This is a genomic window from Celeribacter sp. ULVN23_4, from assembly GCF_054788345.1.
Map to the genome: position 1 here is coordinate 784,173 of NZ_JBTVYO010000001.1, position 13,230 is coordinate 797,402.

Genomic DNA, 13,230 nt, shown 5'->3' on the forward strand with positions numbered 1-13,230 from the left:
CGCCTTACATGCGCGTGGAGCCCGCTTTAGGCTATGATATTCCTCCCCGAAAGGGTGGCGAGGCCGTGCGCGCAACCGAAATTGAAACACGACCTCCAAGAGGAAAAAGATCATGGCAAATACGCCCCAGTCCAAAAAACGCGCCCGTCAGGCCGTCCGCCGCAACGACGTCAACAAAGCCCGTCGTTCCCGCATCCGCACCTACCTGCGCAAAGTTGAAGAAGCCATCGCTTCCGGCGATCAGGCTGCTGCTCAGGCTGCTCTGAAAGCGGCTCAGCCGGAACTGATGCGCGGCGTTACCAAAGGTGTGGTTCACAAGAACACCGCATCGCGCAAAATGTCCCGTCTGTCTTCCCGCGTCAAAGCGCTGGCCTAAGTCAGACCTTATAAGATGACTAAGAAACGCGCCTTTCGGGCGCGTTTTTTTATGTCCAAATTTCCGATCTGCCGACAATTTCAGCACAACCAGAGAACGAATCTGCAAGGGGCGCGGCGCATAGCAAGCTTGGTGCAGAGCTGCCAATGCTCTCGCCCAATTTTTTCTCGAAGAGACGCGATCTGAGGCAAATACGCCACGTCATCTGCCACGCTTATTGAGCTTTTTGGATTCGGTTTCGGGAAAGGCAGAGTCAAGCGCGAAGATCGATTGCGCCGCCTCCAGCGGGATTGCTAGCTTGCCCATGCGATTCACGTCGTCTTGGGGGGACATTCAGGATCGTGTCGTTGATGACAAATTGATTTTAGCCGGAGAGAAACAGCTTCTTTCCGACAGGTTCTTTTTGTCTCTGCGCATGGTTGTGAAGCCTGTTTCGGATAGGGGTATCCGGTCTCAGGTGTCTGTATTTCATCCGCGCGAAAGCGTCGGAGGCGGTCCAGTCTGTCCAAACTATACCCGTACCGCTGTTTGCGGGCTTGTATCTCCGGGGGGTGAGGTCCCCGGTGCTGAAAGGCCCGAAAAACGGCTGGTACTTCAACATGTGGCCGGGCCGGCCAAAACCGCAGCGTTGTGAGGGTGTTGCGGGGTCGGTGAATTATTGGCTGCATGAGAGAAAAGACGACCTGAGGCGCAAGAGCCGTGGGATTTGCGGAATTTCCGCAGGGCCCCAATGCCGGAGCCATAAGAAGCCACATCCGGTATGGATAAAAACGATAATGGGTCGAAAAGAGACAATGAAAAACGATACGTGGGGACGTGTTAAGGAACAACTTCTTGAATCTGTAGGGCGCAGCAATTTCGCGAACTGGATCGAGCCGCTTGAACTGAGAACATTTGACGACGGCGTGGCGGTTTTTTCCGTCCCGACGAGCTTCATGGCAAACTGGGTCTCCCGCAATTTTGCAGATACGATCCTGTCGCACTTGAAAGCTGCGAACGCTCCGGCGTCGCGCGTTGAATTCAAGGTCGAGACGCATCAGAGCCAGCCCGCTGCCGCGCCTGTCGCAGCCGGGGAACCCAAGCTCAGCCACGCAGCTGCCGCACCGGAGCCGCACAGCCCGGCGCCTGTAGCCGCTCCGGCCGAGACGCCCGCTGCCGATCTGCCCGGCGCGCCGCTCGACCCGCGCTTCACCTTTGACAATTTCGTCGTCGGCAAGCCGAACGAACTGGCCCATGCCGCCGCGCGCCGCGTCGCCGAAGGCGGTCCGGTGACCTTTAACCCGCTGTTCCTTTACGGTGGCGTTGGCCTCGGGAAGACCCACCTGATGCACGCCATCGCGCATGAGATTCGTGTGCGCGATCCGAAAGCGCGTGTGCTCTATCTCTCCGCCGAACAGTTCATGTATCGCTTCGTTCAGGCGCTGCGCGACCGTCAGATGATCGACTTCAAACAAATCTTCCGCTCAGTGGATGTGCTCATGGTCGATGACGTTCAGTTCATCGCGGGCAAAGACAGCACGCAGGAAGAATTCTTCCACACGTTCAACGCGCTCGTGGACCAGAACAAACAGATCATCATCTCCGCCGACCGTGCGCCGGGCGAGATTCAGGGGCTGGAAGACCGGATCAAATCGCGTCTGCAATGCGGCCTCGTCGTCGACCTGCACCCGACCGATTATGAACTGCGCCTCGGCATTCTTCAGACCAAGGCGGAGGGCTACCGCGCCCAGTACCCCGACCTGAAATTCGCCGATGGCGTGCTCGAATTCCTCGCGCATCGCATCTCGACCAACGTGCGTGTGCTGGAAGGTGCTTTGATGCGTCTTTTCGCCTTCGCCTCCCTCGTTGGCCGCGAAATCACGCTGGACCTGACGCAGGAATGTCTGGCCGATATCCTGAAAGCCTCCGAGCGCAAGGTCACGGTGGAAGAGATTCAGCGGAAGGTTTCCGAGCATTACGCGATCCGCCTCTCCGACATGATCGGTCCGAAACGCGTGCGCTCCATCGCTCGCCCGCGTCAGGTCGCCATGTATCTGGCGAAACACATGACCACGCGCTCCCTGCCCGAGATCGGGCGTCGCTTTGGTGGCCGTGACCACACCACGGTCATGCACGGGGTGCGCCGGATCGAGGAACTCAAGACGACGGACAGCCAGATCGCAGACGATCTCGAAATGCTGCGCCGGACGCTCGAGGCCTGAGACCGGAAAATCTGAGTCAAATGCGCTGCACCGCCGTGACAATCGTCTCCGGCGGTGCCTGCGTCTCTTGACCTTCGGAACGCGACACAACACAGTCCCCATAAACAAACTATTGCGCCCGGCGGTGGATCGTTTACCTTCATCGCCCCGGGCTTTGAAACACGCGAGGATGGTATGAAAATCAGCATCGAACGCGGCACGCTTTTGAAAGCGGTCGGTCAGGCGCAATCGGTTGTCGAGCGTCGCAACACGATCCCGATCCTTGCCAACGTCCTGATCGAGGCCGAAGGCGACAGCGTTTCCTTCCGCGCCACCGATCTCGACATCGAAGTGGTGGACAAATGCGCCGCCATGGTCGAGCGCGCCGGGGCGACCACGGTCTCCGCCGTGACGCTGCACGAAATTGTTCGCAAACTGCCGGACGGCGCGATGGTTCAGCTCACCGACGACACCACCACGGGGCGTCTGACAGTTGAAGCGGGCCGCTCGAACTTCTCTCTCGCGACATTGCCGAAAGAGGACTTCCCGGTGATGGCTTCCGCCGAGTATGACAGCAATTTCGCCGTGCCCGCGCCGGTGCTGCGTCGCCTGTTCGACAAGTCGAAATTCGCGATCTCGACCGAGGAAACCCGCTATTACCTGAACGGCGTCTACATGCATGTCGCGGACAGCGAGAACGGCAAGGCCCTGCGCTGTGTTGCGACCGATGGCCACCGCCTCGCCCGCATCGACGCGCCGCTGCCGCCGGAAGCTGCGACCATGCCCGGCGTGATCGTGCCGCGCAAAACCGTGGGTGAGCTGCGCAAGCTTCTCGACGATGACGAGATGACGATCGCTGTCTCCGTTTCTGAGGCGAAAGTGCGTTTCGCGACCCCGGAAATCACCCTGACCTCCAAGGTCATCGACGGCACTTTCCCGGATTACTCCCGCGTGATCCCGGTGGGCAACACCCGCCAGCTCGAAGTGGATGCCGCCGAGTTTGCCAAGGCCGTTGACCGTGTGGCCACCGTGTCCTCGGAACGCTCCCGCGCTGTCAAACTGACGCTGGAAGACGACAAGCTGACGCTTTCCGTGAACGCGCCCGACAGCGGTGCCGCTGAGGAAGAACTGGCCGTCGCCTATAATGACGAACGTCTGGAGATCGGCTTCAACGCGAAATACCTTCTGGAGATTGCCTCTCAGGTGGACCGCGAGAATGCCGTGTTCCTGTTCAACTCCTCGGGCGATCCGACCCTGATGCGCGAAGGCAATGACACCTCCGCCGTCTACGTCGTCATGCCGATGCGGGTGTGAGTATTTTCCCAGCAAAGGAAACGAGTGAGGCGCGATGGGCGGCCTGTTCATAGAAGAGCTGAGCCTGTCGCATTTCCGCTCCCACAGGGCCGCGCGTCTCGAACTGGACGGGCGGCCTGTCGCCATTTGGGGGCCGAATGGCGCGGGCAAGACGAACATTCTCGAAGCCGTGTCTTTGCTTTCTCCCGGTCGTGGTTTGCGCAGGGCCAGCCCCGACGAGATCAGCCGCAAGCCCGAGGGGCTTGGCTGGAAAATTCGCGCCGATCTGCACTCCCTGCATCAGTTTCACGAGGTCGAAACCTGGGCCGAACCCGGCACTTCGCGCAATGTCCGGATTGACGGCAAGACCGCGCCGCAGGTGGCTTTGGGCCGCATCGCGCGGGTGGTCTGGCTCATCCCGGCGATGGACCGGCTCTGGATCGAAGGCGCGGAAGGGCGGCGGCGGTTTCTCGACCGCATGGTGATGTCGTTTGAGCCCCGCCATGCCGAGGCCGTGCTGGCCTATGAAAAAGCCATGCGAGAACGCAATCGCCTTCTGAAGGACATGGTGCGCGATGCCCATTGGTACGCCGCGTTAGAGACGCAAATGGCCGAACATGGCGCCGCGATCATGGCGCATCGCCTCTCCGCTCTGACCCGTCTGGCGGAGGCTCAGGACGGCGCGGAAACCGCTTTTCCTGCGGCGGAACTGTCGCTGAAAGCTTCTGATGATATGGATCTACCAGCACGCGAAGACGATCTTCTGTCCGCGTTTCGGGATGGTCGCCCGCGTGATCTGGCGGCTGGACGTACCTTGATCGGTCCCCACCGCGCTGATTTGGGCGCGATCTACACGGTCAAGGGCGTGCCCGCCGATCAATGCTCCACGGGTGAGCAAAAAGCGCTTCTGATCTCGCTCATCCTTGCCAATGGCCGCGCTTTGGCGGAAGACTTCGGCGCTGCGCCGATCTTTTTGCTCGATGAGGTCGCGGCCCATCTCGATGCCTCCCGCCGCGCCGCGCTCTATGACGAGATCTGCGCTTTGGGAGCACAGGCTTTCATGACCGGGACGGGCCCCGAACTTTTCGCGGAATTGGGCGCACGCGCAGCGCAGTTCGAAGTGACCGACGATGCCGGCACCTCTCATGTGAAAGAGATCTGAATGACCATCACCGCTGGCGATCTTGGGCTCTACGCCTTCGCACTTCTGATCCTGTTCCTGACCCCCGGGCCGGTCTGGCTCGCCATGCTGGCGCGGGCGCTTTCGGGTGGGTTTCACGCCGCTTGGCCGCTGGCGCTCGGCGTGGTGATCGGGGATTTCCTCTGGTCGCTTCTTGCCATTCTCGGCGTCAGTTGGATCATCGCCGAATTCTCGGGCTTCCTGACCGTCATGCGCTGGATCGCCGTGGTGATGTTCATCGGCATGGGCCTCTTGCTCATCCGCCACGCCGACAAACAGATCGCCGCCGACAGCCGCCTGACGCGTCCGGGCATGTGGGCCGGGTTCGTCGCCGGGCTGATCTGCATCCTCGGCAATCCGAAAGCGATCCTGTTCTACATGGGCTTTCTGCCGGGCTTCTTTGACCTGTCCAACCTGACCGCCTCCGACATCGCCGCGATCTGCACGATCTCCGCCGTCATCCCGCTTGTCGGCAACCTGATCCTCGGCGCCTCGGTCGGCGCGGTGCGCAAGATCATGACCTCGCCAAAAGCGCTCAGACGCATGAATATCAGCGCCGGAAGCCTGTTGATTTTCGTCGGGCTGATCCTGCCCTTCGTCTGAACGCGAAAACCCGCCATTTTCGCCAGCTTTTCCATGTCATTTGCGTGACAACCGAGACCCGCTCGCGTATAAAATAAGCAGGAAATAACAAGGATTTTCGAATGTCCGACGACACGCAGCAGCCCTCCGAATACGGTGCAGATTCCATCAAGGTTCTCAAAGGCTTGGAGGCCGTCCGCAAACGTCCCGGTATGTATATCGGCGACACGGATGACGGCTCCGGCCTGCACCACATGGTCTATGAGGTCGTGGACAACGGCATCGACGAGGCGCTGGCCGGTCATGCCGATTTCGTTTCGGTGAAAATCCACAAGGACAGCTCGATTTCCGTGCGCGACAACGGGCGGGGTATTCCGACCGATCTGCACCAGGAAGAGGGCGTCTCCGCCGCCGAGGTCATCATGACCCAGCTGCACGCGGGCGGTAAATTCGACAGCAACTCATACAAGGTCTCCGGCGGTCTGCACGGCGTGGGTGTGTCGGTTGTGAACGCGCTCTCCGAATGGCTTGAGCTCAAAATCTGGCGCAAGGGCAAAATTCACCAAGCGCGGTTCGTCAAAGGTGAAACCGACGAACATCTCAAGGTGATCGGCGATGCGGGCGATGAGACCGGCACCGAGGTGCGCTTTCTCGCATCGGCCAAAACCAACGACCCGGACGGCACATTCTCCAACCTCGAATATTCGTTTGAGACACTGGAAAAGCGCCTGCGCGAACTTGCCTTCCTGAACTCCGGTGTGCGGATCATCCTCGAAGACGAGCGCCCGGCGGAACCGCTGCGCACGGAGCTGCATTACGACGGCGGCGTCAAGGAATTCGTCAAATATCTCGACCGCTCCAAAACCGCGATGATCCCCGAGCCGATTTTCGTGACCGGTGAGCGTGACGATATCGGCGTCGAAGTCGCGATGTGGTGGAACGACAGCTATCACGAGAACGTCCTGCCCTTCACCAACAACATCCCGCAACGCGATGGCGGCACCCACCTTGCGGGGTTCCGTGGTGCGCTGACCCGCACCCTGACGAAATATGCGCAGGAAAGCGGGATCGCGAAGAAGGAAAAGATCAACTTCACCGGCGATGACGCGCGCGAAGGCCTGACCTGCGTGCTCTCCGTGAAAGTGCCCGATCCGAAATTCTCCTCGCAGACCAAAGACAAGCTTGTGTCCTCCGAGGTGCGCCCGGCGGTCGAGAACCTTGTCGGCGAAAAGCTCACCGAATGGTTCGACGAGAACCCGGCAGAAGCCAAGATGATCGTCAGCAAGATTCTAGAGGCGGCGATGGCCCGTGAGGCCGCGCGCAAAGCCCGCGAGCTGACCCGCCGCAAATCCGCTCTGGACGTCAACTTCCTCTCCGGCAAGCTCAAGGATTGCTCTGAAAAAGACCCGTCCCTGACCGAAGTCTTCCTCGTCGAGGGTGACTCCGCTGGCGGTTCCGCTCAGACGGGCCGGGATCGTCGGACGCAGGCCATTCTGCCGCTGCGCGGTAAAATCCTCAACGTCGAGCGCGCGCGTTTTGACCGGATGCTGTCTTCGCAGGAGATCGGCAACCTCGTGATGGCGCTCGGCACCGGGATCGGCCGCGACGAGTTCAATCTCGACAAGCTGCGCTACCACAAGATCGTCATCATGACCGATGCTGACGTCGACGGCGCGCACATCCGGACGCTGCTTCTGACATTCTTCTTCCGCCAGATGCCGCAACTGATCGAAGCCGGGCACCTCTTCATTGCCCAGCCGCCGCTCTACAAAGTGTCGCGCGGCAAGTCCGAGGTCTATCTGAAAGACCAAGCGGCGCTTGAAGATCACCTGATCCACCAAGGCGTCGACGGCGCGGTTCTGCGTCTGAAATCCGGCGAGGAAATCGCGGGCGCCGATCTTGAACGTGTGGTCGAAGCCGCGCGGAGCTTCAAACGTGTGCTGGAAATTTTCCCGACCCATTACCCGCGCCACATCCTCGAACAAGCCGCGCTTGCCGGGGCATTCGAACCGGGCCGCGTTGACAGCGACCTGCCGGGCACGGCGGAAACCGTGGCGCAGCGTCTCGACATGATCGCGCTGGAATATGAGCGCGGCTGGACCGGTCGCCCGACCCAGGATGTCGGCATTCGTCTGACCCGCGTTCTGCGCGGGGTCGAAGAGGTCCGCACACTCGATGGCGCAATCCTGCGCGGCGGCGAAGCGCGCCGCATCCATCAGGAAGTCGCCGCCACCGATGGCCGCTACAAAGATCCGTCCAAACTTGTCCGCAAGGACCGCGAGACGATGATCCACGGGCCGATCGACCTGTTGAACGCCATTCTCGAAGAGGGCGAAAAAGGCCTGTCGCTGCAGCGCTACAAAGGTCTGGGCGAAATGAACCCAGATCAGCTCTGGGAAACCACGCTCGACCCGGAAGCCCGCACACTGTTGCAGGTGAAGATCGAGGATTTCCAGGAAGCCGACGATATTTTCACCAAGCTTATGGGCGATGTCGTCGAACCGCGCCGCGAGTTCATCCAAGACAACGCCCTCAACGTCGAAAACCTCGACGCTTGATCTCGGGCTGGATCGCAAAAGGGGTGCCGCCGTGCGCCCCTTTTTCACATCCGGCGACTACTGCGCAACCAGCACAACTGTGATCGCGTTGACGGCGAGTTCATCCAAATCGTGATGAACGCTCAGCTCCGGCATGGCTTTCAAAAGGCCAAACCCAACCCCCGTCAGATGTTCCCGGTAATAGGCCAGCCGAAACCCGTTCTCCGCGAAAAAAATGTCGCGGTAGAGGGCCAGCGGATGACGGTTCACCGTGCAATAGGCCTCCTCCCGTTCGACAAATTCCGCCACCACCTCTTCGCGGAACAGGTGGTGCATGAAGGGCAGGTTGATCTGCCGCGTCAGATGTGGACCGTTGGCGGCGTTGAACTGCGGACCGAAGGTCGTACAGAAAACACCACCGGGTTTGAGCACTCGGATGATGTCCGAGATGGCTTTTTCCGGCGAGGAGACATGCTCCAGCACATTGAAACTACATGAGAAATCGAACGTATCGTTTTCAAATGGCATGTCTTCGACATTGGCCTTTACCAATGTCATGCCCTCTTCCCGCTCGGGAAAATGCTGATCATCCAGATCAATGCCCGTATAGGCCCGCATCCCGGCGTTCCGGATCGGCCCAAAATTCTCCGCACGGGCACAGCCGACATCGAGTGCAGCCGTGAATTCCGTCTCGGCATGGGTTTCGGCCAAAGATATGGCCCGCTCTATCCGGCGTTCCGAGCGCCTTCGCAAGGTCTCCGCATCGTATTTGAGCCCCCCACGCGGCGGCAGGATCGCATGGATTTGCCGCAAAGTGTCGAGATCGCGCCCGCGCTGCAAAAGCCGGACGATTTTCTCTTCCTCTTCCGTGAGCGTGATCTGCTCTAAACTCCGCCGAACGACATCGGGGATCGAATGGACACGGGGATCGAGTTTTCGCGGTTTTTCAAACATGGTGTGTGGCCCCCGAGGAACCTGCGCCGCAATGGGATAAGTTCATTCGTCCTCCTGTGAACCAAGAATGTCGTGATGCATCGCGATGGCGTCTTCGAGATCATCGAAATAATGCAATTTCCCGTCATGCAGCACCGCGCCCGCCTGGCAAAACAGGCGCATTTGGGACACGGAATGGGTGACGACAATCGCGCCTGACTGTTTCATCCGCTCCTGAAAATAGTGGCGACTCTTCACTTTGAAGGCCGCATCACCGACGGCGGTCACCTCATCGACCAGATAGGTGTCGAAGGGAATGCCGATGGAGATGGCGAAGGCCAATCGCGAGCGCATACCCGAGGAATAGTGCCGCACGGGGACATGGAAATGCCCGCCAAGCTCGGAAAATTCTTCGGTGAAATGCAGGAGGGATTTCGTATCGACACCATAGACACGGGCCACGAAACAGGTGTTTTGCGCCCCGGTCAGATTGCGGTGGAACGAGCCGGAAAAGCCGACGGGCCAAGACACGCTTCCGGTCGTGTGGATCGCGCCGCTGTCGGGACTGGTTTTCCCGCCGATCATCCGCAGCAAGGTCGATTTACCGACACCATTCCGGCCCAAAAGCCCGATGGAGGTGTTCCCGGGCAGCGCCACGGTGATATTCTCCGCGATGACCTTGGCCCCGTCCGGTGTCTGAAACGATTTACTGAGATCAACCAGTTCAATCATGGCTCAGCGCCGATCTCTCAGGGAATAGTAGATCAAAAGAAGGATCGCCCAGAGCAGCACCAGAAACAGCGCGATCAGCGCAAGATTGGTGCCGCGCGCCGGGTACATGGCGCGCTCCGCCAAGGTCGGCGTGATAAAGGTCGCGAGATAGCGGGTGGTGCGCCGCGCCTCTCCAAGCGCGACGTCATGGGCGCTCCGCGCCGCCGTATAGGCCAGTTGCGCGAATTCATAATCGACGGAAAGCCGCTCGAATTCCGACACGGTGGCGGCATAGCTTTCGCCCTCGGCGCCAGCCCCGGAAAACTTGCCCCGTTCGGCGGCGATGCGCTGGCGCGTCACGTCAATGCGCCTGCGCGCCTGTTCCAACCGCGGATCGCTGCTTTGTGCCGTGGTGGCGAGGAGATCGTGGTCGATCATCGCCTTTGCAAGCTGCCGTTGCAGATTGTTCAAAAGGCCCATCTGGCCTTCGATATCTTTGGTCGGATCGACGATCTGATTCTGGATCCGGAACTCCATAAGCGCCTGCCGCGCGAGGCGCAGACGGGTTTCGGCACGTTCGAGGTCTTCTTCCGTGTAGCGCGTGGCATCGGCGCGGGCGGTGGCGGAAATGTCGTTAATGACGGACTGGCTCTCCTCCAGAATCGCCTTCGCAATCTGCTGAGCCTCTTCCGCGCGAAAGGCATTCACGCGGATCACCATCAACCCGGAACCGCCATCGTAAGAGATATGCAGCATCCGTTTCCAATATTCCGTCAAATCCTCGATCGTGCCACCGGGATCGAAGGAATAGAACGGATCGCTGTTCAAATGGACCGAATAGATCGCGCGCAGGTCGATACGATCATCGATGGTCTGAACGATGTCCTGACTTTGAATAAATTCGTAGAGAATATCGCTGTCATGCCCTGCGGAGCTTCCCAAAGAGCGGGACAGGCCGCCGAGGAAATCCGTGGCGCTGCTTTGTTCCTCACTGCGCACTGTGAAGGCGACGGTCGAGGCGTATTGGTCCACCGCGAAGGAGAACAAATAGACCGCGCTGAGGATCAGGGGCATGACCACGCAGGAGATAAATGTGTAGAGGACGATCCTGTGCCGTCGTTTCGGGCGCGCCGGTTTTGCATGGGGCAAAACAGGTGTCGCCGGTTGCGTTTGACCGGCGGATTGCACCCCGTTTGAGGCGGGTACGGAAGGGATATCTCGGGCGAATGTCATCGAGAAGCACCCTAGGCAAAATTGGTTAAAGCCTCATAAATCGAGCGCGCGATTTTCGCGCCCGCGCGCGACTGTCATGCAGATCATGGATCGCGTCGCAGCGTCCCCGTTTGCCGCAGAGACCATCACGCAGCCCGCGCCACATGAGGCGATAATAAAGCCGACGCTCCACTCCCCGACAGGCCATTCCACGCCGCGCCCAGATCAGGGCGTAATAGAGCAAGGCGAAGGGGAAAACGACGCGCCCGGCGGCTTGCCGCGCGACCTCCACACCGTTGCGGCAATGGTAATAGACCTTCCAAAGCGGCCTGTAGACGAAATCATCACGGAAGGTTTCGATGTCATGGACGAAGCGCAGGGAAGGCTCGACCGAAATGCGCCAGCCGCGTCTGCGCAGTTTGAGACTATAGAGCACATCATCGCCATAGATGAAGAGCCCCGCCTCCGGTGGACCGATCTCCTCCGCCGCAGAACGGCGCAGGAAGAAGCCGACAAAAGAATTGAAATCAACGTCGATTGCGCTGGATTTGGGTCTTAAATCTGCATTCTGCAAATGAAACCCCTCGCGATTTCCCCGGATCAACGCGCGCAGAAACACCCCGAGATGCCAGAACGGATTCACCCCCTGGCGGTTCATTTCACAGATGTCGCCGGACGGGGTCTCCACCACCGCCCCCACCGCGCCGACATTCTCCGGCAGGTGTTCTGCAATCACCTTGAACTTCGCCACCGCGCCCTCGGCGGGCCAGGCGTCATCATCGAACAGGCAGAACCAGTCACAAAGGCTGTCCCCCCTCTCAAGCCCCGCCATGACACCCCGGCTGAATCCCCCCGCGCCGCCGGTGTTTTCCTCCAGATGGATCACAGACAATTTCGGATCGTCGAGCGCATCCAAATACGCTCGCGTGTCATCGGTTGAAGCGTTGTTGACGACGATCACCTGATCGAAGGATTCGAGACCAATCCGGCCTAAAACATGCATCAGGCTGGCGCGACGGTTGTATGTCGTGATGATCGCAGCGACCCGCATCACAACTGCCAATTCGCAAAGGCCGGAAGCGGTATGGCTTGCCGGAAAGTCTGAAGATACTGATCCGCCGCGTCCATCGCCTCGCGCACCGAGACGTCCATGTCGAGATAGCGATAGGTGCCCAAACGGCCAAGAAAGGTCACACCCTCCAGCGCTTCGGCGCGCTCGATATATTGGCGCAAAAGATCTTTCTCGCGGGCCAGCCGGATCGGATAGAAGGGAATATCCTCCGGCCCCGCCGCACGCGAATATTCGCGGAACAAGACACTCTCTTCATGGCTCTCCCACGGCGCGAAATGTTTGTGTTCGGTGATCCGGGTCCAAGGCACCTCCGCCCCGCAATAATTCATCACCGCGCAGCCTTGCATATCGCCCGTGCCATAGATGCGTTCGAAATCGAGCGTGCGATAGCCGAGCCGTCCGAGGGAGCAGTCGAAATAACCGTCGAGCGGCCCGGTCCAGAACAGATGATCCCAAGCGCCACGGCTCTCCGCCGTGAGTTCCGTGTTGAGCAGGAGGCGAATGTTCGGGTGATCGAGCATGGATTCGATCAGCGCCGTATACCCGTCCCGCGGCATACCCTCATGGCAGTGTGAGAAATAGCGGGTGTCGTAATTGAACCGAAGCGGCAGACGTTTGAGCAGGCTGGCGGGCAGTTCTGTCGGCGCGCATCCCCATTGCTTGCGCGTGTACTCCTTAAAGAACACGGCGTAGATGTCTTCGCCGACCATAGAGAGCGCTTGTTCTTCGAAATTCTGCGGATTGAGGTGGATTAGAGACTGTTTTTGGAGAAAATCCTTGGCCTGCTTTGGTGTAAAATCACGTTTGAAAAGTTGATTGATCGTCCCGAGATTGATGGGCAAGGCATAGATATGCCCTCCCGTGTTGGCCATGACGCTATGCCGATAAGGTTCAAACGTCGCAAACCGGTTGACGAAGTTCCAAACCGCCGTGTCATCCGTGTGGAAGATATGCGGCCCATATTCATGAACCATAACGCCGGTGCGCGCGTCCCGCGCCGTGTGACAATTGCCAGCCACATGATTGCGGCGCTCGAACACCGTGACCGCGCATCCCTCCTCTGCCAGCCGGCGCGCGAGGGTTGCACCGGAGAACCCGGCCCCGGCGATCGCCACATGGCTGTTCAGTCGCGTATGCATCATTGGCTTTCTCGG

The 13,230-nt window shown here is 59.6% G+C and carries 11 protein-coding genes; 6 read left to right on the forward strand and 5 right to left on the reverse strand.

Going from position 1 to position 13,230, the window contains the following annotated elements; all coding sequences use genetic code 11:
* Positions 1-112 precede the first annotated feature (112 nt).
* From rpsT to gyrB, 6 genes are all read left to right on the forward strand, one after another.
* The gene (gene rpsT, locus ACYBHZ_RS03885; protein WP_460272882.1) at positions 113-376 is read left to right on the forward strand and encodes a 30S ribosomal protein S20; all 264 of its coding nucleotides are present in this window, start codon (positions 113-115) and stop codon (positions 374-376) included.
* Between the two features lie 794 nt (positions 377-1,170).
* Positions 1,171-2,577, forward strand: a complete 1,407-nt coding sequence (gene dnaA, locus ACYBHZ_RS03890) for a chromosomal replication initiator protein DnaA (RefSeq protein WP_460272883.1) — start codon at positions 1,171-1,173, stop codon at positions 2,575-2,577.
* Between the two features lie 174 nt (positions 2,578-2,751).
* Positions 2,752-3,870, forward strand: coding sequence for a DNA polymerase III subunit beta (dnaN, locus tag ACYBHZ_RS03895; RefSeq protein WP_460272885.1), 1,119 nt, complete (start codon positions 2,752-2,754; stop codon positions 3,868-3,870).
* A 34-nt stretch (positions 3,871-3,904) separates the two neighbouring features.
* Entirely contained in the window at positions 3,905-5,011 is a 1,107-nt protein-coding gene (gene recF / locus ACYBHZ_RS03900; RefSeq protein ID WP_460272886.1) for a DNA replication/repair protein RecF, read from the forward strand.
* A complete protein-coding gene (locus tag ACYBHZ_RS03905) occupies positions 5,012-5,632 on the forward strand; it encodes a LysE family translocator (protein WP_460272887.1) in 621 nt (206 codons plus the stop codon).
* Positions 5,633-5,733: 101 nt separating this feature from the next.
* Positions 5,734-8,169 (forward strand): DNA topoisomerase (ATP-hydrolyzing) subunit B, encoded by a 2,436-nt coding sequence (gene gyrB / locus ACYBHZ_RS03910; protein WP_460272888.1) that lies wholly within the window; start codon positions 5,734-5,736, stop codon positions 8,167-8,169.
* Between the two features lie 57 nt (positions 8,170-8,226).
* Here the strand turns inward: gyrB and ACYBHZ_RS03915 are convergent, their stop codons facing one another.
* The 5 genes from ACYBHZ_RS03915 to ACYBHZ_RS03935 are packed head-to-tail and all read right to left on the reverse strand — an operon-like array spanning position 8,227 to position 13,218.
* On the reverse strand, positions 8,227-9,102 hold the full coding sequence (locus tag ACYBHZ_RS03915) for a class I SAM-dependent methyltransferase (protein WP_460272889.1): 876 nt from the start codon (positions 9,100-9,102) through the stop codon (positions 8,227-8,229).
* Between the two features lie 42 nt (positions 9,103-9,144).
* Complete coding sequence (locus ACYBHZ_RS03920; protein WP_460272890.1) at positions 9,145-9,813, reverse strand: ABC transporter ATP-binding protein; 669 nt, start codon at positions 9,811-9,813, stop codon at positions 9,145-9,147.
* Positions 9,814-9,816: 3 nt separating this feature from the next.
* Complete coding sequence (locus ACYBHZ_RS03925) at positions 9,817-11,025, reverse strand: sugar transporter (protein ID WP_460272891.1); 1,209 nt, start codon at positions 11,023-11,025, stop codon at positions 9,817-9,819.
* A gap of 25 nt (positions 11,026-11,050) precedes the next feature.
* Entirely contained in the window at positions 11,051-12,055 is a 1,005-nt protein-coding gene (locus ACYBHZ_RS03930; protein ID WP_460272892.1) for a glycosyltransferase, read from the reverse strand.
* A complete protein-coding gene (locus ACYBHZ_RS03935) occupies positions 12,055-13,218 on the reverse strand; it encodes a UDP-galactopyranose/dTDP-fucopyranose mutase family protein (protein WP_460272893.1) in 1,164 nt (387 codons plus the stop codon). Before ACYBHZ_RS03935 ends, ACYBHZ_RS03930 begins: the two co-directional genes overlap by 1 nt.
* Positions 13,219-13,230 lie beyond the last annotated feature (12 nt).